This is a genomic window from Zobellia alginiliquefaciens (assembly GCF_029323795.1).
GTDB classification, from domain to species: Bacteria; Bacteroidota; Bacteroidia; order Flavobacteriales; family Flavobacteriaceae; genus Zobellia; species Zobellia alginiliquefaciens.
Genome location: NZ_CP119758.1, coordinates 1,269,209 through 1,289,722, shown reverse-complemented (window position 1 = coordinate 1,289,722; position 20,514 = coordinate 1,269,209). Strand labels below are relative to the sequence as shown.

Sequence of the window (20,514 nt, the reverse complement as noted above, 5' to 3'; positions counted from 1 at the left end):
TCTATAGATTTTTTAATTCAGAAAGGGAAACAGTTCAAAACGATAATCCCATGCCGTGGAAATGAACAGGCCAAGAAAGATTATAGCAATCAAAAACTTCATAAAAGTACCGGTCAGAAAGCCTAAAAAGGAACCAAATGCTGCTTTTGTGGCGGTTTTTCCATCGGCTTTATTCAATAGCTCACCTACTAACGCTCCCACAAAAGGCCAAACTATGATGCCAAAAGGGCCTAAAACAGGAAAGAATAGTGCCACTAAAAGTCCTAATGTGGTGCCGATAACCCCATATTTTGTTCCCCCAAATTTTTTGGTTCCTATAGCCGGTATCACATAATCCAATCCAAAAACCAGTAGGGCCAAAGTCGCGGTTATACCTAAAAACACCCAGTCTTGGGGTATGGCTTCCGTGAGGTGTAATAAAAGCAAACCCACCCAGCTAATAGGCGGACCAGGGAGTACAGGCAAAAAGCTTCCCAAAACCCCAACGAGCATTAAAATGAAACCAAAAATCAGTAAGGCTATGTCCATTTTATCTGTTTTCTATTGGACGAAGATAAATACATTTTGTTACACTTTTTATTTGGGTTAAGTTGATATTAGGAATATGGTGCCTGATTATCAGTGAACTATTTTTTAACTAAAAAAATAGTTTAAACTAAAATTTTAGTTATATTTGTTTTAAGGTTAAACTAAACACTTAGTTAAATGAAGCAGTTGACGAAAGCGGAAGAAGAGGTAATGCAGCAATTATGGCAATTGGAAAAATGCAATGTTGCCACTATTATAGAGCAGTTACCAGAACCAAAACCGGCATATAATACCGTGTCTACTATTGTTAGAATTTTAGAAAGCAAAGGTTTTGTTGATCATGAGAAAGAGGGTAAGGGGTATCTCTATTTTCCTATTGTAAAGAAATCGGATTATAGCAATCAGAGTATTAATAAACTAGTGGATGGCTATTTTCAAGGGTCATTTAAAAGTATGGTTTCCTTCTTTATGAAAAAGAACGATATGAGCCTAACGGAATTGGAGTCTATTTTAAAGGATATTAAAAAGGATGAATAATGGTACAATACGTTTTAGAATGCATCGCTTTTCAACTGGTTTTTCTTGTTATCTATGATTTTTTCTTAAAACGAGAAACCTTCTTTCAATGGAACCGTTTTTATCTTTTAAGCACGTTTTTGCTATCGCTTTTGCTCCCTTTTGTAAAGATTGAAGCTTTTAAAACCACTGTAAATCAGCCCTACATTGAATATGGGGAAGCCCTTTGGGGTGTTGATAATGCGGTTGCTATTAGCCCTCAAGAAACTTCAGGATTTGATATTTCTTGGCAGGCAATTCTGTTCGGGTTGGGAGCGCTGGTTTCCACTGTGTTATTAGGCTATAAATTGCGTCAACTCTACGTGCTAAAGGCAAAAGGGGACAAAATTAGCTTTAAGGAGTTTACGCAAATATTGATTCCTAATAGTAATATGGCTTTCTCCTTCTTTAAATCAATCTTTATTGGGGATAAAGTTTCTAAAGCGGACTATACGAATATCATAGCCCATGAGTTGGTTCATATTAAACAAGGTCATTCTTGGGACCTCCTCTTTTTTGAGTTGATGCGTATTATAGGTTGGTTTAATCCGCTGGTCTATGTATACCAAAATAGAATTTCAGAATTGCACGAGTTCATCGCCGATGCAAAAGTGGCAAAGAACAACAAAAACGAACAATACCAATTGTTGTTGTCACAAGTTTTCCAAACACATAATATATCATTCATCAATCACTTTTTTAAATCATCATTAATCAAAAAACGAATCGTCATGTTACAAAAGTCACAATCAAAATCGGTTTTCAAATTAAAATATTTGGCATTGGTGCCCGTTGTTTTTGGAATACTTATGTATACTTCTTCAGAAGCACAATATGGTGTTAATAGCCAATTAGGAATAGAGTTTCAATCTGGGGAAGATGAAGTATTAATTGAAAACGCCAAGGCAAAAATTAAAGAGGAACTTAAAGTTAAAGGTTCACTGAAAGATGTTTATTTGAGTCATCCAAATCGGTCTTCTATTGCTGATTCAGAAGGCCCTTTATTATCTAAGGAAGATTATTTTGAAGATGCTATTCTTTTTAAAATGAGAATGGATGAAGCGTTTTCTGAAGACGTCAATTATAAAAATAGAATTCCAGTGCCTTCAACAAAGAGGTATGAGAGCTATTTAAAAAGGAAAGAAGCTTTTCAAATATTGGATGAAAATTTGAAATTCTCAATTCAATCGGATAAAGTGGAGAAAGGCTTTGATGTCGTACAAATTGAAGATAATTCAAATGTAGATAATTCTTATGAGTTGCATGTTAATAATGTTAGCGATTTGTCAGGTGAAGAAATTAGATATTTAAACAGGAGCATGGAAAAGGTATTTGCAGGTAATAGTAAATATAGAAATCTAATTCTTAGCGATAACTCACGTAGATTTTTAATAAGAGAAGTAGAACCTATTGTCGGAATTAATACTTTTCCGAAATTAGGATTAAGTGATAGTAAAAAGGGGTTAGATATAGTTGTTAAAGAAATACCATTTGCAAAGGTTGATTTGGTTCCGGTTTTTCCGGGTTGCGAAAATGAGGATAATAAACGAGAATGCTTTAAGACTAAAATGATGGAGCATGTAGGTAGTCATTTCTCTTATCCCAAAGAAGCACAGAAAAAAGGAGTGCAAGGTAAAGTTTCTGTTTTGCTAACAATTAGTGAAGAAGGTCTTGTGAAGAATATAAAAACTAGAGGGCCAAATCCATTATTAGAAGGCGAGGCCCTGCGTATTTTTGAATTATTACCACAAATGGCGCCAGGGAAGCACAAGAACGAAAATGTTGATGTTTTGTTTTCTATGCCCATTAGCTTTAAACTCCAATAAGATTTGAAAACCTTAGTTTCTGTTTTTTTACTTGTATTCTGTGTTACGGCAGAAGGTCAAATATCAAATTCTAAGATAGCCGATAGTCTATACGCCACAGGTAATTATATTAAGGCTATAAACTACTATGCGGAAGAGGGTTCTAAATCTTCTGGTCTTCAGATTGCAAGGGCCTATAACGCTATTGGTAATTTTGAAAAAGCCATAGCGCAATACCAAAATGTGCTTTCTAAAAAAACGACGTTACAAATAGCAAAATTTGAATTGGGGAAACTCTTTCTGAAGACCAACGATTTTAATAATGCAGAAAGTCTTTTTTTAGAGTTGACCAAAGTTGCAAATGACAACCCTGAGTATCATTATTATTTAGGAGAGACCTTTCGTGAACAAAAGAATGTTGAGAAAAGTATAGTATCTTATAAAAATGCCACAGCAACAGATAGTACCCATTTAAGAAGTTTGTTTCAATTGGGTAAGTATTATGTAGGGCAACGAGAAAAAGATTCCGCTTTAACATTCATTGACCGTGGGCTCCGATTTTATGAAAATGATGTGGCTCTGATAAACTTAAAAGCACTGACCTATTATAATAATGATGAGTATGTTAAGGCATCTCCTTATTTTGAAAGGCTTTTAGAATTGGGTGAGCACAAAGAGTATATCTATGAGAAACTGGCCTATTGCTATTTCAAGGATTGGGAGTTTGAAAAGGCAAAAATCAACTATAAAAAGGTTTTGGAATTGAATGATGAAAATTCGGAGGCTTATTTTAATTTAGGGCATGTATTTTGGAAAGATAAACAGATAGATAGTGCGCAATACTATATTCAAGAGTCTATTGCAGTCCAAAAACCATTTTTGCTGAATGAGTATGTATCCTTGGCGGGAATCGCAAGAAACAAAGGCGATATAAAAAAGGCTTTGAAATACTATAAACTGGCACATCAAGAAAATCCGAATGACGCTCTGGTCTATCATAATGTCTGTACAGTAGCTGATCAGTATTATAAAGACCCTAAAATTAAATTAACGTATTATGAAAAATTTGATGAGCGGTTTGGTAATAAAAACAACTACATGTCAAAGATGGTAAACAAACGGATTTCAGAATTAAAGGAGAAAATCCATTATGATGTAAAATAACCACTCCCGTTTTTAGATTACATTTTCTTATTGAAAACTGCTTTTTTGGGGTATTTTCCTTTCGTGAATAGCGATTCATTGCACAAACCTCCACAAAAAATCGTAATTTCCGCCTAGAATTTAGGGCAATGCGAAACCTCACAATCTTATGTTTTCTGTTCTTGCTGACCGCATGCAATTCGTCGGCTTCAAGGGAAAAGAAAACTCAAGAATTGGTCAATAAAGAGATATTGAGTATCGATTGGGAAGATGTGGACCAGTATCCACTTTTTACCGATTGTGACGAAACGGCTTCCAAACAAGAGCAAAAACAATGCTTTATGACTTCCCTTATGAAGCACTTTTCAAAAACATTGGAAGAATCGGATTTTGTGGTTCAGGGCGCAATAAAAGATACTATTTTTGTCGACTTTATAATGGAGGCATCTGGAGCTATTTCTCTTTTAAATATCGATAAGGGAAGTGTAACGGAAACTCAGCTTCCCAATTTTGACAAGCACATTAAAAATAGCCTAAACGGTTTGCCTAAGATTGAGCCCGCTTTAAAACGAGGTATTCCAGTAAGGGCAAAATTTAGAATTCCCATAGTACTCCAATAAAATACAACATTTGGCTACAGAAAAAATCATACTCGGTATTGACCCCGGAACTACCATAATGGGCTTCGGTCTAATAAAAGTGGTAGGCAAGAAAATGGAGTTCATACAGATGAACGAATTGATGCTCAAAAAATACGATGACCACTACACAAAATTAAAACTCATTTTTGAGCGTACCATAGAGCTTATCGATACCTATCACCCAGACGAAATTGCCATTGAAGCACCTTTTTTTGGGAAGAACGTACAGTCCATGCTAAAACTGGGGCGTGCACAAGGTGTAGCCATGGCTGCCGGACTCTCACGAGAAATCCCCATTACGGAATACTTGCCAAAGAAAATAAAGATGGCCATAACCGGTAATGGTAATGCCAGTAAAGAGCAGGTAGCAAAGATGTTGCAAAGTGTTCTTGGCCTAAAAACTTTGCCGAAAAATTTAGATAGCACAGACGGACTAGCAGCCGCGGTTTGTCATTTTTATAACGAAGGCAGGATAGAGGTCGGTAAGAGCTATACAGGTTGGGATGCTTTTGTAAAACAGAACGCTAAAAGGGTGAAGAAGTAAGGAGGGATTAGTGGTTAGTAGTTAGTACTGAGTAATGAGTACGGGGTATTGAGATTTCAACGACAAAATCTATAAACATGGAGAAGTTAGAAGTGGAGATAAAGGATAATAAATGAGAAAAATCTCAGGTAAAGCATTTTTATTATGGGCGTTTTTTAACTTCTACTAACTACTAACTACTAACTACTAACTACTAACTACTAACTACTAACTACTAACTACTAACTACTAGCTACTAACTACTAACTACTCTAAATAATGAGCGGCATCTACATTCACATTCCTTTTTGTAAACAAGCTTGTCATTATTGCGACTTTCATTTCTCGACATCCATGGGGAAGAAAGAAGCGATGGTTGCGGCTTTGCGGAAAGAATTAGTGATGCGAAAAGCGGAATTCAAGGATGAGGTGGTAGAGACCATTTACTTTGGAGGTGGCACGCCTAGTGTGCTGGAAACCATAGAAATTCAGTCGATTATTGATTCTGTATATGACCATTATAAGATTACGGATAATCCTGAAATTACCTTGGAAGCCAATCCGGATGATGTATCCAAGGAAAAAATAAAAACGCTTTCTGAGAGTCCCATCAATCGGTTGAGCATAGGTATTCAATCTTTTTTTGAGGAGGATTTAAAATTGATGAACCGCGCCCACAATGCCCAAGAGGCAGAGATCTGTATTCAGGAGGCCGCAGCGTATTTTAATAATATTTCTATCGATTTAATTTACGGTGTGCCAGATATGACCAATGAACGGTGGAGGGAAAACATTGAGAAGGCATTGTCCTTTGGGATTCCTCATATTTCTAGTTATGCGCTTACCGTAGAGCCGCACACGGCCCTCGCTAGTTTTATTAAAAAAGGTATCGTAAAAAATGTAGATGATGAGGTGGCGCAAGCACATTTTCATATTTTGTCCGAAACTTTGGAGGCTGCAGGTTTTGAAAGTTACGAGATATCCAATTTTGGAAAACCGGGCTTTTTTTCGCGGAATAATACGGCCTATTGGCTACAGAAAAAATACATTGGCATTGGGCCTTCCGCACATTCGTATGATGGCATTCGCAGAGGTTGGAACATCAACAATAACCCTAAATATCTAAAGGCGATCGAAAGTGGAGAACTTCCTATGGAAACCGAAATTCTTTCCGTTACCGATTCTTATAATGAGTATGTGATGACCGGTCTACGGACCATTTGGGGCGTGTCGCTTTCGAGAATAGAATCGGATTTCGGTAAGAAATACAGGGAATATGCTCTAATGCAGGCTGAAAATCATGTAAAAGACGAGTTGCTCCGCATTGAAGGCGAGACCCTATTGACCACCAAAAAAGGACGTTTTTTAGCCGACGGACTCGCATCCGACCTTTTTATGGTAAATTTGGCGTAGAAACAGAAGTAAAAATAGGTGTAGAAAAGTTGCACCATTAAGGTCGTTGTAGTTTCAAAATTTCCCCACTTCACGGCTGAAAAACAATTTATATTTATGATTGCCACTATAAAACATAGAACAAAGAATTACCCTATAGATCTTACAAAGCCATTGGATATATCCATTGCCATTAAAGGCGGTGCTGAAAATGTAAATGCCTGGTATGTTGATCCGCCAAAAATAGAGCCGCATGAAGAAAAAGGTTTTGTGGGGAAAGTATCGGAAGGGGCTTCCATCAATTTTAATGATATTTGGTTCAACCCCCATGCCCACGGTACCCATACCGAATGTGTTGGGCATATTACCGAAGAATTTCATTCCGTAAATAAAAACCTAAATCAGTATTTCTTTTTATCAGAAGTGGTTACCATTGCGCCTGAAATGGTAGATAACGATTTTGTGGTTTCTAAAAAACAGCTCAAGTACGCGTTAGGTAACAAAAAGCGAGAGGCGGTAGTCATTCGTACACTGCCCAATATGAAGCAGAAGAAATCTCGGCAATACTCGCATACGAATCCTCCTTATCTTACTCAGGAGGCTGCGGAATTTTTAAAGGAAAAAGGAGTAGAACATGTATTGGTGGACCTTCCTTCGGTAGATAAAGAAGAAGATAACGGTGCTTTGGTAGCGCACAAGGCTTTTTGGAATTTTAACGGAAAGCTGCGAAAAAATGCCACTATTACCGAGTTTATTTATGTGGCCAATTCAATAAAAGATGGCACATATATACTCAATTTGCAGGTGGCGTCTTTTGAAAATGATGCCAGCCCCAGTCGTCCCGTACTTTATAGTGTAATTCAGAATAAGGCTAATCAGAAATGAGTAAGGTGTTAAAGATGGAAGAATTGGTTATGTTCCTTTTTGGAGTATACCTTTTTAGTCTTTTGTCTTACGCTTGGTGGTGGTTTGTGGTTTTAATATTAGCTCCGGATATTGGCATGTTGGGCTATCTTTTGGGAAATAAAGAAGGAGCTATCACCTATAATATTTTTCATCATAAGGGCATTGCTCTTGTCATCTATGTAATTGGGGCGTATCTTTCGGAACCGATTGTGCAGTTGGCTGGGATTATCTTATTTTCGCATGCTGCCATGGATCGTATTTTTGGTTATGGCCTCAAATATGATAAAGGATTTAAATTTACCCACTTAGGGGAAATAGGAAAATAACAATGGATAATATTTTCGATACTTTTTTAGGTCTGGTTCTAGGGGCTATTCTCATGTATTGGGTGTATTCTTTTATTAGACAGAAGAAAAGTAAAGAAATCACAAAGCACCAATCTACTGTATTGGTAGAAAAAATAGAAAGTGTATGCAAACTGGTTTCCGTTGAGGGTGATTTTGCAGAAATCTACCGCTACGAAAATATTAAGGAGCGGTTTATGAGTTTGGTGAGCAGCAAGAAAAAAGCACTGCTTGTAATCAATGCCAAGGCCCATATAGGTTATGACCTAAAAAAGATAAAAATCAAAGCGGATAATGAGAATAAAAAGATTATCCTGACCCATTTTCCCGAGCCTGAAGTACTATCTATTGAACCTGATATTCAGTTTTACGATATTCAAAGTGGTATGTTCAATTTTTTTTCTTCGGAAGATTTAACTTTATTGAACAAAGAGGCGAAGCAACACATACGAGAGAAAATTCCACAAAGTGGACTGATGCAAACCGCAAGGAAGGAAGCTATTCAGGCCGTTTTATTAATAGAGAAAATAGTGGAAACCATAGGGTGGAAATTAGATTACACGGCTTTGGAAGTCACTGAAAAACAAAAAGAAATGCTAGAAGATTAATTAGGATATTTAATTCAATACATCAATTATGAGAACACTTACGATTGCAATATTATTTTTAACCCTAGCCATTACCGCTAATGGCCAAACAGAGAATGACATGAGAGAATTTGACCCCCATTTTGCCCATACCGTATACTTTTGGTTTAAGGATCCGGATAGCAAAGAGGCTAGAGCTACTTTTGAAAAATCGTTACAGAAGTTTCTAGATAATTCAAAATACGCAAAGACAAGCTTTATAGGTATGCCCCCAAAAGCAAGCCGTGATGTTGTAGATGGTTCGTTTACCTACTCGTTGATTGTTTCTTTTGAATCTGCAGAGGCGCAACAAAATTATCAGGATGAGGCTCCGCACAAGGTATTTATTGAAGAGTCTAGTGATTTATGGGAGAAAGTAATCGTTTACGATTCTAAGGGTATCCAATAAGGCGCATGGTAGCGTACAGAACGGCTACGTTAGGTGATGCCGTTTCCATAGCCGGTCTTCATGTAAAAAGTTGGCAAGAAAATTATAGAGGCGCATTTAGTGATGCGTATTTAGATGAACTTGCACTGGGTGAAAGAGAAAAAATCTGGCATGATAGATTGGAGAACCCGTTATCGCGGCAGACCGTAATCGTTGCAGAAAAAGGAGGTGATTTAGTAGGCTTTGTTTGTGCTTTTTTTGACGTGGACGATGATTTTGGTACGCTGTTAGATAATCTTCATGTATCAAAAGATGTTCAGGGCATGGGCATTGGTAAACGCCTAATGTCACTAATAGCCAAGGAAGTTCAGGATAGGGAACCCAATTCAGGACTGTATTTGTGGGTGCTTGAAAGTAACGAGGCCGCACTACGGTTTTACGAGCGTCAAGGAGGCAAACGTCTTGAAACCGTTGAAGGTAATGATATAGGTGATAAGCCAATTATGAAGGTAAGGTACCATTGGTCGTCTATGGAGAAATTGATTGACAAGAAGTGAAATCAAGAAGTGAAATAAGGAGTATATAAGATGAACATTGAACTATTTAGAGACTATTGTATCGCAAAGAAAGGAGTAACGGAAACGTTTCCTTTTGATGAGAAAACATTGGTTTTTAAGGTTATGGGCAAAATGTTCGCGCTTTGTGCTTTGGAACGTCTTCCTTCTCAGGTAAATTTAAAATGCGACCCAGATAGTGCGGTTACTTTACGGGAAGAGCATGATGGCCATATCATACCAGGTTACCATATGAGCAAAGTGCATTGGAACACACTTCTGTTAGACCAACTTCCACCAAATTTAATAACAGAACTTATTGATCATTCATATGATTTGGTCATTTCAAAATTTACTAAAAAGCTCAGAACGGAGTACGATGCACTTTCGTAAATCGTTTCTTCGGTTTAGTTAAAACCCGTGTGGGATATATGCAGGAATTACACTCTTTTTATAATGGTGAGATTGAAAAATACACCAAGGAACTTTCACAAATTAAGAAGCTGCTCTTTGCTTCCAGTATGTTGCGTTTGGCCATATTTGTTTTAGCAGGTTTTGCTATTTATTTCACCTTTGGTGATACCAAATGGGTTTTGGCCGTCTTGCTGGTCACTATTGTTCTTTTTTTGTTTTTGGTGACTAGACATTCAGGTTTACAATACAAGCGTGATAGGTTATTGGCGTTATTACAAATCAATCGTACGGAATTAAAGGTATTAAATCGTGATTTTCATGATTTACCAGAAGGTGACGAATTTAAAGACCCTTTGCACTATTTCAGTCAAGATATAGATCTTTTTGGTAGAGGTTCCTTTTTTCAGTATGCTAACCGTACAGCTTTAAAACAAGGTGCCGAGACTTTTGCCGGACTATTTAAGGCGAATAACATCGATAATATTGAGGAGAAGCAAGAGGCTATAAAAGAACTTGGTAAAATGCCACAATGGCGACAGAATTTTTCTGCCACCGCATCGCTAACCCAAACGGAGGGTAATACCGATACTATTGTAAAATGGTTAACGGGCTATCTGTCTTTTGTCCCAAAAGTAATGCGCTATTTGCCCTATGTTTTTTCGGGAGTTTCAGTGTTGTTATTCGTGCTTTATTTTCTGGATTTCGTTCCGGAATCAATGTTGGTTCTTTGGTTGGTCGTAGGTATGGGGATTACAGGAATCTATACCAAGAAGATTACTTCCCTTGGCGGAGATGCTTCAAAAGTGCAGAGTACGTTTCAGCAATACAACAAGTTACTTACTTTGATTGAGGATACTGAGTTCAAATCGGATTATCTAAAAGAACTGAGAAGTAATGTGCTACGGGATCAGGAGAAGACCTCATTGATAATTGCTCAGTTTTCAAAACAGTTAAATAGCCTAGATAAGAACAACAATATTATTTACCTTTTTCTGGGGAATGGTTTCTTTTTACGCACCCTAACACACTGCTATGAGATTGAAAAATGGATTGCCAAACATGGTGATTTCGTAAAAAAATGGTTTGATACCATCGCTTTTTTCGATGCATATAATAGCTTAGGTAATTTTGCTTTCAATCATCCCGAATATACTTTTCCATATATCAATTCGGATGCTGTGATTCTCAAATCTACTGGAGCTGGACATCCTTTGCTGAATCCTGAGAAGAGTGTTTTGAACGATTTTGAAATTGACCGCGAACAGTTCTTTATCGTTACCGGAGCCAACATGGCAGGTAAGAGTACCTTTTTACGTACGGTTTCATTACAGATAGTAATGGCGAATGTTGGACTTCCGCTATGCGCGAAACAAGTAGATTATTCGCCAATAAAGTTGATTACCAGTATGCGAACGACAGATTCGTTAACGGATGATGAGTCGTATTTCTTTTCGGAGCTCAAACGATTAAAATTCATTGTTGATGAAATTCAGAACGATCGTTATTTCATTGTTTTAGATGAAATTCTAAAAGGAACCAATAGTACTGACAAGGCGGAAGGAAGCCGTAAGTTTGTTGAGCGTTTAGTTGCTTCTAGATCTACGGGAATTATCGCTACCCACGATTTAAGCCTTTGTGAGGTGGCGGATACGTTACCACAGGTGGAGAACCATTATTTTGATGCTGAAATAATTAATAACGAGCTCCATTTTGATTATAAGTTCAAAGACGGAATTTGCCAAAATATGAATGCGTCCTTCTTGTTGAAAAAAATGGAAATCGTAGAATAATTTTTTCTTAACCAACAACCAACAACCAACAACCAACAACCAACAACCAACAATGGATTCTCTAACCCAAATCGTTTTAGGTGCCGCAGTCGGCGAAGCCGTCTTAGGAAAGAAAGTTGGTAATAAAGCTGCGCTTTATGGGGCGATAGCCGGTACCATTCCTGATTTAGATATTGTGGCGCGTTACTTTTTTGATACGGTTACCGCTACAGAGATGCATCGTGGGTTTAGTCATTCTATTTTCTTTTCTATTCTCTTTGCCCCTCTATTTGGTTGGCTTATTTCTAAAATTGAGCGGAAGAGTGAGGCCACGTTCAAAGATTGGTCGCTATTGATGTTTTGGGGTATGTTCACACACCCCATTTTGGATGCTTTTACCACTTGGGGAACACAGCTTTTCTGGCCTTTTAAAACCCGGTTAGCGTTTCAAAGTATTTTTGTCATAGACCCTTTATATACCCTGCCTTTTCTGATATTCTTGATCATGGCCATGTGCCAAAAAAGAACATCGCCAAAACGAAAAAGGTACAATCGGCTAGGGTTAACGGTGAGTACGGCGTATTTGGCTACAACCTTGATTTTAAAATGGTTTGCTTTTCAAGAATTTTCGGCTAGTTTGGAAAAACATGGCATAGCGCATGAAAATATAGATACTAGATCCACACCGTTTAATTCAGTTTTATGGACGGCCAATGTAGATACAGAGAAAGCCTATCTCATTGGCAATTATTCGTTTTACGACACCAAAGAAATTGAGTATACTTCCTATCCTAAAAATCACCAGCTTTTAGGCGATTTAAAATCCGATAAAAAAATTCAACGGCTTATTGACATAACCGAAGGTTGGTATACCATTACCCAGAAAGAGGGCAAACTCTATTTTAATGACCTTCGCTTTGGGTTGATAAGTATGGACCCGAACGAAACACGATTTACTTTTTCTTACGAATTGCAACCCACGGAAAACGGACTTTCAGTTCGTGAAATGCCAAAGTATAGCAGGGACGCTAAGAAGTTGTTAGCTGCGCTTTGGGAGCGTATTTGGGGCAACTAGGTGAATTTTGAGGATGAACGTAAAGTGAATAGAGATAACTTAGATGGTCTATAGGATAGAGGTCTAAAAAACATACCTGTATACCAATTGTGATTTAGTACTTTAATCACATTTTTTAAATCTTATTTTACGGACAAACATCTTTTTTTCATGTGGTAACGTATTTTTTTGACGGTTTCACAACAAACAATAAAATAAAGGTAGTAGAATTCTTACCTTTATTAAGTCGATAGAGAATAACAATAAAGCTTATACAGAGGTAGATTGATGGAAGATTTTGAGGGCTATAAAGGAGAAAGACCGAGTTTAAACTACGTAGAAAACCTAGTAGGGGCTCGCGACCTTGAATTTGAACGTAAATTTGTTACCCTTTTAAAATCTGAATTCTCATGGGATTTGGGTAAATACCTTTACCATATAAAGTTAGACGAGCCTAGGGCCGCAGCTGAAATCGTTCACAAATTAAAATACAAAATCAGTGTTTTGGGCATGGAAAAAACCTTCATTTTTGCCGAAGAACATAAAGAACGACTACACGCAGGTGATGCCTCTTATGATGAGGATTTTAAGCAGGTCTTGAAAAAAATAAATGTCTTTCTAGAACTTATTGTTGTAGATTAGGTTGGTTATAGTTGCTTGACTTGCAAATCGCGAAATGCATCTGCTTGTAACTTTAATAATTCTTCCGCTTTTTTCTTTTTGTAGGCGTACACCTCTTCTTCTCGCTTAATTTCATTGTAGATTTTTTCGTTCAATGACGTATCGGCAAGCAGTAGCTGTTCTCGCTGTTGTATTTTTTGCAAAGCCCAAGTGTTGACCATACTTTCCTCTTCTTCCAGTTTTACATCGTAAGTGCCTTTTGGGGAGAGAAGCTTGGCAATAATTGGCGAAGTCTCAATAGCTAAGAAGAGTAGAAAGATGAAAAAAGAGGGCCACCAAGGCAGCTCGTTCAACGCATTGATACGTGCCATGAGTCCATCAAAGCCGTCTATTACAGGTTGGGAATCTTTGACCACATCCGTATATTCCGTATTTAAATCCAAAATCTGACTTTCAATTTCGGAGATTTTCTGGGCATTGGTTTCCTTTAGTGTATTGAGCTCAGCCAGTGCAGCATCATGTTTTTGGCGTTTTTCTTCATAAACAGGTCCTTTTCCTAGTTTAAAAGTACCTGAAGTGCCTTCCGCTTCGGTAATATATGTGCTGTAAAGGGCATCTGTTTCGGCTTGTTTGGCGGTAATTTCATTTTTTAAGGAGGTAATATCCGTATTTAACTTTTCAATAGCCGGAGTGTATTGCAAGGCTAATTGGTTTTTGTTGGCCAACGTCATTTTATTCTTTTGCTCTAGTAAAACTTGGTTAATTTCCTTTTCAAAAATTTTCATTTCCAAGGGTTTTGAAATGACCACGGCAATGATAACTGCTAATATCAGACGGGGTAGCGCCTGTAACAGTTCATTGCCAAATTTGTCTCGTTTTTTAATGGTGGAAACAATAAAGCGATCTAGGTTAAAAATCAACAGTCCCCAAATGAGTCCGAAGAAAATGGCGGTATACGCATTGTCAAAAACAGTATAAAGAGCATAGCTACTGGCAATAAAAGCCATGAGTGCCGTAAAGAAAACGGTTGCGCCAATGCCGGCATATTTGTTCTGTTCACCTTGTGAACAGGTTTTTAGGATGGCGGTGTCCGCCCCTGAGCAGAGGATAAAAAATTGCTGTACCATGATGTCCGATTTTTTTGATGATACCCATCTCTGGGCTGATTGATGATGAATTAGACGTAAGTTACGATTTTTGTTACAAAAAAAGCCTTCTATTTAGAAGGCTTTAAGACATAGTTTGGTGCTGGTCAGCTTTAAATTTCAATGGGTTTAACGGATAATCGTACCTGAGGCTTTTGGCCTTTTTTACTTCGGCTATCGATATTGATGTTTTTATTTTTCTTTAGGATTTTAATAGCTTTCTCCGCAGTAATTTCTTCATCTTCTAGATAAAACACAGCATCTTTTTTAGCCATTTCTTTGGCATGTTTTAAGGGGGTTTTTGGTTCGGGCGGATTTGGTGGCATTTGTATATAACCAGCTTTAATAATGTGAGGATTTATTTCATCGGTATGTTGATTTAGATGTTCAACCACACTGACTTCATCATATATTTCTTTATTTTCTAGAATTTTCACTATACGTTGTTCGTTAACCACTACTTCAATGTTGCTGTCTGCTATTGATACGGCCTCTTCTGGAGGACCTGGGGGTGTCGGTGGTGCAGGAGGTTTGGGAAAATCAGGAAATGATTCAGCACTTGCACGTTGTTTTGTGGTCATTAATGCGTATAAATACTGCATACGGTCCACATCTTTTTTTCTGATGTGAATGTTGCCGCTTTGCACTATCATAGCATTGTACTTTTTTGCCAATGTGTTGTATTCTGTTATTTGATCAGAACAGGCACCTAGTTTTTTATGGGTTTGGGTCTCCGGGCATTCAGGAAAAGGCTCAGCTTCTTTTTTCTGTTTTTCGGACATTTTACGATAAATGAGCTCCAAGGTTTTTAAATTTTCGGGAGTGATTTTTCTTTTCTCTTGAGCTATGGCATTGTACTTTTTGGCGAGTTGATTGTATTGTGCTATTTCGGCTTCTGTGGCGTCATTTAGAATAATTTCTGCTGAGGCAACTTCTTCTTTGGGTAACGTAACTTGTTCGCTAAAACCAAGCAAAAGGACTGTGATTAGCGGTATGGCAGAGAAACTCCGCAAGACCACTGAATTTTTTGAGGTTCTTTTTTTCATGACTGTAAAACGTTTTTTGATTGATGAATAATTGATGGCGTTAGCCAAACTCGACTGATTATCTTTTCGGTTTGTTGATGAGGCAAACTGGAGAAGTATATGTTGGTAATAAGGTGTAGGTGTCCCGTGATCTAGAACGGCTTGGTCGGCTAAAAATTCGTGATTTAGTTTAATCCATTTTTTTATGATGTAGATCAAAGGATTGAACCAAAAGATGACTTGGAGTAATTCTATAAAAAGAATATCTAAGCTGTGTTTTTGCTTGGCATGTGCAGTTTCATGGATCAGTACCTCTTGAGGAATTTTCCTTGCTTCAAATTCTTTTTGGTTTAGGAAAATGTAATTGAAAAAGGTATGGGGTACCGTATCATCTTTGAGCAATACATTTATAAAGGACTGCATTCGTAATTTTGGATTGTTGCGGATGTTGACCAAAATATTTCCTAAATTTTTGAAAAAACGAAAGGAAAAAAGCAAAACCCCCAGCAGGTATAAGGAGAGAAGAATAGTTGGGGTGTCCAAACTAAGGGATTCTTCGGCGGGAGTTGACGCTATCACCTCCGTTAAGGGAGTTGCGCCGTTTTTTGGCTCTTGGACCAAGGAAGAAACTTCTACATACTCAACAAAAGTGATAGATGGAATTGTGATAGATAGTAATAAGGCCAGAATCAGATATAGGCGTTTAAAACCGTGCATACGTTCGTTTTCTAGGACCAGCTTATAAAATGCCATGAAAATGGCTAGGCAAGCGGCAGATTTAAGCAGAAACAGTACCATTGTTATCGCTTTTTGATTTCGTTGTCTATCAATTTTCTTAAATCCTCAAGCTCTTCTCTACTCAAGTCGGTTTCTTTGGTGAAAAAGGAAGCAAATTGTCCTGGGCTATCATTAAAAAAGTTCTTAATGAGTCCGTTTACATGTTTTGTGAAATAGTCTTTCTTTTTAACCAATGGATAATACTCTCGGCTACGCCCTAAACTTTTATAGGCCACAAAACCTTTGTCCGTCATTCTTTTTAAGAGGGTGGCTACGGTGGTCGTAGCAGGTTTTGGCTCAGGATATGCATCTAGTAGGTCTTTCATGAAAGCTTTTTTTTGCTTCCATAAAATATTCATAAGTTCTTCTTCTGTTTTTGAAAGCTGCATTACTGAGTTTTACATATTGTGTTCTACAAACATAGAGCTTAGAATTTAATTCTACAAATGTAGAGTTGTTAATTGTTAGTTAACGCGGGTTTTGGTCATGCGTTAGGGATAGTAGTGCAAAGCCCGGATTTGCTTTTTTGCAAACCGTACTTGTAACGGATAGCCCGACCCGTTTTTTAGCGGGAACGCCCGTGTTAAGATTTAAAGGATAAAAGGGAACTACTATAGACCATATTAGGGGTGAAAACTTTACATTTGACCCTTATTTAACCGTTATGAGTGTACTTGAAGAATTAACCAATAGAAGTGGTAGTGCTTGCGAATTATGTGGTGCCACTAGCGAACTGAATGTGTATGAAGTGCAGCCTGTTTCTACAGGAGGTATTGATGGAAGTATTTTGGCGTGTACTACGTGCATTGGTCAAGTAGAGAACCCAGAAACTACGGATGCCAATCATTGGCGTTGCTTAAACGATAGTATGTGGAGCGAATACGACGCTGTAAAGGTAGTGGCCTGGCGTATGCTTTCGCGTTTAAAATCTGAGGGTTGGCCTAAAGATTTGTTGGATATGATGTATTTGGAAGATGACGCATTGCAGTGGGCAAAGGCTACAGGTGAAGGCTTGTCTGAAGATGAAAAAATAATTCACCGTGATGTGAATGGCGTAATTCTTCAAAATGGAGATAGTGTGGTCTTGGTGAAGGACTTGAAAATTAAGGGTTCTAGCCAAGTTGCTAAACAAGGTACTGCGGTACGTAGAATTTCCTTGGACCGTGAAAATGCAGAATATATTGAAGGTAAAGTAGGACCTACACTTACCGTGATCATTACTAAATATGTGAAGAAGATATAAGAAAAGGGGAATCAGTTTTAGTTGATTCCCCTTTTTTGATTTACTTGTTCATTTCTGTAAAGTTCTGATAGAAATAAGGTATGGTCTCAATACCTTTTAGGTAGTTCCAAACCCCAAAATGTTCGTTGGGCGAGTGAATGGCATCGCTGTCTAGCCCAAAGCCCATAAGAATGGTCTTACTGTTCAATTCTTTCTCGAACAATGCTACAATAGGTATACTACCACCGCTACGTTGTGGAATAGGTTTCTTGCCAAAGGTAGTTTCATATGCTTTTGAAGCCGCTTGATAACCGATGGTATCAATTGGCGTTACATACCCTTGTCCACCATGGTGTGGTTTTACTTTTACAGTAACCCCTTTTGGCGCAATACTTTCAAAATGGGTTTTAAACAATTGGGTAATTTCCTGCCAATCCTGGTTAGGAACCAATCGCATGGATATTTTGGCATAGGCTTTACTGGCAATTACCGTTTTGGCGCCTTCGCCTATGTAACCGCCCCAGATTCCGTTTACATCTAGGGTAGGGCGTATGCTGTTGCGCTCATTGGTGCTATAGCCATTTTCGCCTGCAACGGAGTCAATATCTAACGCTTTTTGATAGGCTTCCAGGCTAAAGGGCGCTTTTGCCATTTCCGCTCGCTCTTCTAGTGAAAGGTTCTCCACCTTGTCATAGAAACCGGGAATAGTAATATGATTATTTTCGTCATGAAGCGAGGCAATCATTTTTGTGAGCGCGTTTATGGGGTTGGCCACGGCACCTCCATAGAGTCCGGAATGTAAATCCCTGTTGGGGCCGGTAACTTCCACTTCTACATAGCTGAGTCCGCGTAGTCCCGTGGTAATGGAAGGCACATCGTTTGCAATCATGCCGGTATCTGAAATCAAGATAATGTCATTGGCAAGCTTTTCATGATTATTGGCTACAAAAACGGCCAGATTGTTACTGCCCACTTCTTCTTCGCCTTCGATCATAAATTTTACGTTGCAGGGCAACTGGTTGGTTTTTACCATGAATTCCAATGCCTTTACATGCATGTACATTTGGCCTTTGTCATCGCAAGCGCCACGAGCATAAATTGCTCCTTCGGGGTGTGTTTCGGTTTTTTTGATAATGGGTTCGAACGGAGGGGAGTTCCATAAACCCATTGGATCCGGCGGTTGCACATCATAATGTCCGTAAACCAAGACGGTAGGTAAGTTGGGGTCAATTATTTTTTCGCCATAAACGATGGGGTAGCCATCGGTCTCACAGATTTCGACCGCATCGCAACCTGCATTTTCCAGTGCTGTTTTTACGGCTTCGGAAGTATCCAATACATCTTGAGAGAAAGCAGAGTCCGCGCTTACCGACGGAATACGAAGGAGTTGTATAAGTTCATCTATGAACCTTTGTTTGTTTTTTGAAATGTAATCTTGTACGTTTTGCATAGAGCAAGTTTAGGGTGTAATTTAAAATTACAAAAAAGAACGTTTTTAAATGGCGGAAAATTTAGAGAATTGAAAATTTGCATTATATTTGCATCCCAATTTGATATTGGAAATGCAGGCGTGGTGGAATTGGTAGACACGCTAGACTTAGGATCTAGTGCCGCAAGGTGTGAGAGTTCGAGTCTCTCCGCCTGTACAAAAGGAAAGCCGACTTTTAGGAGTCGGCTTTTTTATTTCTGGTCAAACAATAGTCAAACATTAGCCTCTTTAGCTTTTGTTGAAAATTATTTGTGTAGACTTACAAATCAACTCCATTGAAATTTAATTGTATCTAGATAATTCTTTGGTTTTCATTGGAAAGTTCACTTTAATTGAATGTTCATTGTCAATGAACATCGTAAAATAATGAACGTAGACCAAAAGATGGATGCATAACGCAATAAGCTTTCTGAAACATTGTCAATGGAAATATTATGGTAGACTACGATTGTTGGTTTATATCAATTCATTCAGGGGTGGTTTTTTAGACTTAAGTATTTGTAAATTAGTAAAGTGAAATCTGTTTTAAACCGAATGAATTACTTGTTTGTTTGTAATTAACTACGCTTGATATAACTTTTTATAAAAGCAGTCCATTCAGCTGTTTTTGGGTCCTATAAACCCTCCAATAATCAAACTACAAATACCTATATAAAAACAAAAAGCCCCTGAAAGGGGCTTATATGAATCCGTTCCGAGGAGGATCAACGGCTTGTGCAAGGGGGGCTTTGTTGCCAGTAGTGTTTTCTAGTCCTGTTATTCCGTTTCTAATTCCATTCGAGTATTAGTTCCTGTTTTTATTATTTTTCAAATATTCGGTTAATGCTTCTAAATAAAGTTTGTTAAATGCTGTTCCAGAAAACGGGTTTTGACTGGTTACTAAATTCCTGTCTTTTACAGCATAGTTTGCCTTTGGTAGTTTCCTTCTATATTTTAACCCCAATTTTTTCAATCTTTTGGCTATTTTTCTGTTTTTGGGTTTTCCTTTCATAATGAAACGCTCAATTACAAACTCCTCAAAAGACGAAACCGAATTAACTTTAAAACCAATGTATGGATTTTCTTCTTTTGGTATGGTTAATATGAGACTGGGCGCGTGACAAATAAGACCTGTCGGTTTATTTTCCTTTGCAAAGTACTTTAATAGAATAGGTGTGTTTATGTCATCTTTTAAATCTACCATTAAGCCTTGACCACCTGGAATTATCAAACCTATATAATCAGATTTGTTTTCAATAGCTTTTTCAAGTGTTTTTGGGCTATTAAATATACTATCTGTTTTAGTGAATATTAGAGCTTCATTTTTTACTTTCAAGTTATTTTTCCAATACTTGTCGTTTATGCTTTCTTCATCTATTGTTGCAACAATTCCATTTGGTGTTGCAAAATCTACAGTATATCCAGCTTCTGTTACAGATTTATACGCGAGATAAAACTCATTCAAGAACACACCAGTTTGTCGAAGTTTCTCTCCATTGTTCAATTGCAACGTATCTGCTGCACTCATGACAAATAGTATTTTGTTGTTTTGTGCAGAAACCGTTTTGGCTAAAAGCACTAATATTATTATTAAAGTTCTAATTTTCATTTTAG

At 37.7% G+C, this 20,514-nt stretch carries 22 protein-coding genes and 1 tRNA gene; 17 read left to right on the top strand and 6 right to left on the bottom strand.

Going from position 1 to position 20,514, the window contains the following annotated elements; all coding sequences use genetic code 11:
• Positions 1–12 precede the first annotated feature (12 nt).
• Entirely contained in the window at positions 13–528 is a 516-nt protein-coding gene (locus P0077_RS05460; protein ID WP_276168125.1) for a DUF456 domain-containing protein, read from the bottom strand.
• Between the two features lie 177 nt (positions 529–705).
• Between P0077_RS05460 and P0077_RS05455 the strand changes: the two genes are divergently transcribed.
• The 15 genes from P0077_RS05455 (at position 706) to P0077_RS05385 (ending at position 13,284) form a co-directional block, all read left to right on the top strand.
• On the top strand, positions 706–1,065 hold the full coding sequence (locus tag P0077_RS05455) for a BlaI/MecI/CopY family transcriptional regulator (protein WP_215940430.1): 360 nt from the start codon (positions 706–708) through the stop codon (positions 1,063–1,065).
• Complete coding sequence (locus P0077_RS05450; RefSeq protein WP_276168124.1) at positions 1,065–2,909, top strand: M56 family metallopeptidase; 1,845 nt, start codon at positions 1,065–1,067, stop codon at positions 2,907–2,909. Before P0077_RS05455 ends, P0077_RS05450 begins: the two co-directional genes overlap by 1 nt.
• A gap of 3 nt (positions 2,910–2,912) precedes the next feature.
• On the top strand, positions 2,913–4,052 hold the full coding sequence (locus P0077_RS05445) for a tetratricopeptide repeat protein (protein ID WP_276168123.1): 1,140 nt from the start codon (positions 2,913–2,915) through the stop codon (positions 4,050–4,052).
• Positions 4,053–4,180: 128 nt separating this feature from the next.
• On the top strand, positions 4,181–4,651 hold the full coding sequence (locus P0077_RS05440) for a hypothetical protein (protein ID WP_276168122.1): 471 nt from the start codon (positions 4,181–4,183) through the stop codon (positions 4,649–4,651).
• A gap of 10 nt (positions 4,652–4,661) precedes the next feature.
• Positions 4,662–5,216 (top strand): crossover junction endodeoxyribonuclease RuvC, encoded by a 555-nt coding sequence (gene ruvC / locus P0077_RS05435; RefSeq protein WP_276168121.1) that lies wholly within the window; start codon positions 4,662–4,664, stop codon positions 5,214–5,216.
• 258 nt (positions 5,217–5,474) lie between these two features.
• A complete protein-coding gene (gene hemW / locus P0077_RS05430; protein WP_276168120.1) occupies positions 5,475–6,608 on the top strand; it encodes a radical SAM family heme chaperone HemW in 1,134 nt (377 codons plus the stop codon).
• Positions 6,609–6,704: 96 nt separating this feature from the next.
• Positions 6,705–7,472, top strand: a complete 768-nt coding sequence (locus P0077_RS05425) for a cyclase family protein (protein ID WP_276168119.1) — start codon at positions 6,705–6,707, stop codon at positions 7,470–7,472.
• Complete coding sequence (locus tag P0077_RS05420) at positions 7,469–7,819, top strand: DUF4260 domain-containing protein (RefSeq protein ID WP_276168117.1); 351 nt, start codon at positions 7,469–7,471, stop codon at positions 7,817–7,819. Before P0077_RS05425 ends, P0077_RS05420 begins: the two co-directional genes overlap by 4 nt.
• A gap of 2 nt (positions 7,820–7,821) precedes the next feature.
• Positions 7,822–8,445, top strand: coding sequence for a DUF4230 domain-containing protein (locus tag P0077_RS05415; protein ID WP_276168116.1), 624 nt, complete (start codon positions 7,822–7,824; stop codon positions 8,443–8,445).
• Between the two features lie 28 nt (positions 8,446–8,473).
• Positions 8,474–8,872: a Dabb family protein gene (locus P0077_RS05410; protein ID WP_276168115.1), complete on the top strand. Its 399-nt coding sequence runs from the start codon at positions 8,474–8,476 to the stop codon at positions 8,870–8,872.
• 5 nt (positions 8,873–8,877) lie between these two features.
• Positions 8,878–9,408, top strand: coding sequence for a GNAT family N-acetyltransferase (locus P0077_RS05405; RefSeq protein WP_276168114.1), 531 nt, complete (start codon positions 8,878–8,880; stop codon positions 9,406–9,408).
• A gap of 30 nt (positions 9,409–9,438) precedes the next feature.
• The gene (locus P0077_RS05400; RefSeq protein ID WP_276168113.1) at positions 9,439–9,798 is read left to right on the top strand and encodes an MmcQ/YjbR family DNA-binding protein; all 360 of its coding nucleotides are present in this window, start codon (positions 9,439–9,441) and stop codon (positions 9,796–9,798) included.
• Positions 9,799–9,836: 38 nt separating this feature from the next.
• Positions 9,837–11,609, top strand: a complete 1,773-nt coding sequence (locus tag P0077_RS05395) for a MutS-related protein (RefSeq protein WP_276168112.1) — start codon at positions 9,837–9,839, stop codon at positions 11,607–11,609.
• 52 nt (positions 11,610–11,661) lie between these two features.
• Positions 11,662–12,663, top strand: coding sequence for a metal-dependent hydrolase (locus P0077_RS05390; protein ID WP_276168111.1), 1,002 nt, complete (start codon positions 11,662–11,664; stop codon positions 12,661–12,663).
• Positions 12,664–12,930: 267 nt separating this feature from the next.
• On the top strand, positions 12,931–13,284 hold the full coding sequence (locus P0077_RS05385; protein WP_276168110.1) for an Hpt domain-containing protein: 354 nt from the start codon (positions 12,931–12,933) through the stop codon (positions 13,282–13,284).
• 5 nt (positions 13,285–13,289) lie between these two features.
• Here the strand turns inward: P0077_RS05385 and P0077_RS05380 are convergent, their stop codons facing one another.
• From P0077_RS05380 to P0077_RS05370, 3 genes are all read right to left on the bottom strand, one after another.
• Positions 13,290–14,390: a DUF4407 domain-containing protein gene (locus tag P0077_RS05380; RefSeq protein ID WP_276168109.1), complete on the bottom strand. Its 1,101-nt coding sequence runs from the start codon at positions 14,388–14,390 to the stop codon at positions 13,290–13,292.
• Positions 14,391–14,521: 131 nt separating this feature from the next.
• On the bottom strand, positions 14,522–16,231 hold the full coding sequence (locus P0077_RS05375) for a M56 family metallopeptidase (protein WP_276168108.1): 1,710 nt from the start codon (positions 16,229–16,231) through the stop codon (positions 14,522–14,524).
• A 2-nt stretch (positions 16,232–16,233) separates the two neighbouring features.
• On the bottom strand, positions 16,234–16,599 hold the full coding sequence (locus P0077_RS05370; RefSeq protein WP_276168107.1) for a BlaI/MecI/CopY family transcriptional regulator: 366 nt from the start codon (positions 16,597–16,599) through the stop codon (positions 16,234–16,236).
• Positions 16,600–16,874: 275 nt separating this feature from the next.
• Between P0077_RS05370 and P0077_RS05365 the strand changes: the two genes are divergently transcribed.
• Complete coding sequence (locus P0077_RS05365; RefSeq protein ID WP_276168106.1) at positions 16,875–17,453, top strand: PhnA domain-containing protein; 579 nt, start codon at positions 16,875–16,877, stop codon at positions 17,451–17,453.
• Positions 17,454–17,493: 40 nt separating this feature from the next.
• On the opposite strand, the gene P0077_RS05360 is transcribed toward P0077_RS05365, so the two are convergent.
• Positions 17,494–18,882, bottom strand: a complete 1,389-nt coding sequence (locus tag P0077_RS05360) for a dipeptidase (RefSeq protein WP_276168105.1) — start codon at positions 18,880–18,882, stop codon at positions 17,494–17,496.
• A gap of 114 nt (positions 18,883–18,996) precedes the next feature.
• Here P0077_RS05360 and P0077_RS05355 point away from each other — a divergent pair.
• Positions 18,997–19,078 (top strand) — tRNA-Leu (locus P0077_RS05355).
• 627 nt (positions 19,079–19,705) lie between these two features.
• On the opposite strand, the gene P0077_RS05350 is transcribed toward P0077_RS05355, so the two are convergent.
• The gene (locus tag P0077_RS05350) at positions 19,706–20,509 is read right to left on the bottom strand and encodes a DJ-1/PfpI family protein (RefSeq protein ID WP_276168104.1); all 804 of its coding nucleotides are present in this window, start codon (positions 20,507–20,509) and stop codon (positions 19,706–19,708) included.
• Positions 20,510–20,514 lie beyond the last annotated feature (5 nt).

Coding starts and splice junctions, on each gene's coding strand:
- P0077_RS05460 (WP_276168125.1), bottom strand. CDS start 528: ATGGACATAGCCTTACTGATTTTTGGTTTCATTTTAATGCTCGTTGGG.
- P0077_RS05455 (WP_215940430.1), top strand. CDS start 706: ATGAAGCAGTTGACGAAAGCGGAAGAAGAGGTAATGCAGCAATTATGG.
- P0077_RS05450 (WP_276168124.1), top strand. CDS start 1,065: ATGGTACAATACGTTTTAGAATGCATCGCTTTTCAACTGGTTTTTCTT.
- P0077_RS05440 (WP_276168122.1), top strand. CDS start 4,181: ATGCGAAACCTCACAATCTTATGTTTTCTGTTCTTGCTGACCGCATGC.
- hemW (WP_276168120.1), top strand. CDS start 5,475: ATGAGCGGCATCTACATTCACATTCCTTTTTGTAAACAAGCTTGTCAT.
- P0077_RS05425 (WP_276168119.1), top strand. CDS start 6,705: ATGATTGCCACTATAAAACATAGAACAAAGAATTACCCTATAGATCTT.
- P0077_RS05420 (WP_276168117.1), top strand. CDS start 7,469: ATGAGTAAGGTGTTAAAGATGGAAGAATTGGTTATGTTCCTTTTTGGA.
- P0077_RS05415 (WP_276168116.1), top strand. CDS start 7,822: ATGGATAATATTTTCGATACTTTTTTAGGTCTGGTTCTAGGGGCTATT.
- P0077_RS05410 (WP_276168115.1), top strand. CDS start 8,474: ATGAGAACACTTACGATTGCAATATTATTTTTAACCCTAGCCATTACC.
- P0077_RS05405 (WP_276168114.1), top strand. CDS start 8,878: ATGGTAGCGTACAGAACGGCTACGTTAGGTGATGCCGTTTCCATAGCC.
- P0077_RS05400 (WP_276168113.1), top strand. CDS start 9,439: ATGAACATTGAACTATTTAGAGACTATTGTATCGCAAAGAAAGGAGTA.
- P0077_RS05395 (WP_276168112.1), top strand. CDS start 9,837: ATGCAGGAATTACACTCTTTTTATAATGGTGAGATTGAAAAATACACC.
- P0077_RS05390 (WP_276168111.1), top strand. CDS start 11,662: ATGGATTCTCTAACCCAAATCGTTTTAGGTGCCGCAGTCGGCGAAGCC.
- P0077_RS05385 (WP_276168110.1), top strand. CDS start 12,931: ATGGAAGATTTTGAGGGCTATAAAGGAGAAAGACCGAGTTTAAACTAC.
- P0077_RS05380 (WP_276168109.1), bottom strand. CDS start 14,390: ATGGTACAGCAATTTTTTATCCTCTGCTCAGGGGCGGACACCGCCATC.
- P0077_RS05375 (WP_276168108.1), bottom strand. CDS start 16,231: ATGGTACTGTTTCTGCTTAAATCTGCCGCTTGCCTAGCCATTTTCATG.
- P0077_RS05370 (WP_276168107.1), bottom strand. CDS start 16,599: ATGCAGCTTTCAAAAACAGAAGAAGAACTTATGAATATTTTATGGAAG.
- P0077_RS05365 (WP_276168106.1), top strand. CDS start 16,875: ATGAGTGTACTTGAAGAATTAACCAATAGAAGTGGTAGTGCTTGCGAA.
- P0077_RS05360 (WP_276168105.1), bottom strand. CDS start 18,882: ATGCAAAACGTACAAGATTACATTTCAAAAAACAAACAAAGGTTCATA.
- P0077_RS05350 (WP_276168104.1), bottom strand. CDS start 20,509: ATGAAAATTAGAACTTTAATAATAATATTAGTGCTTTTAGCCAAAACG.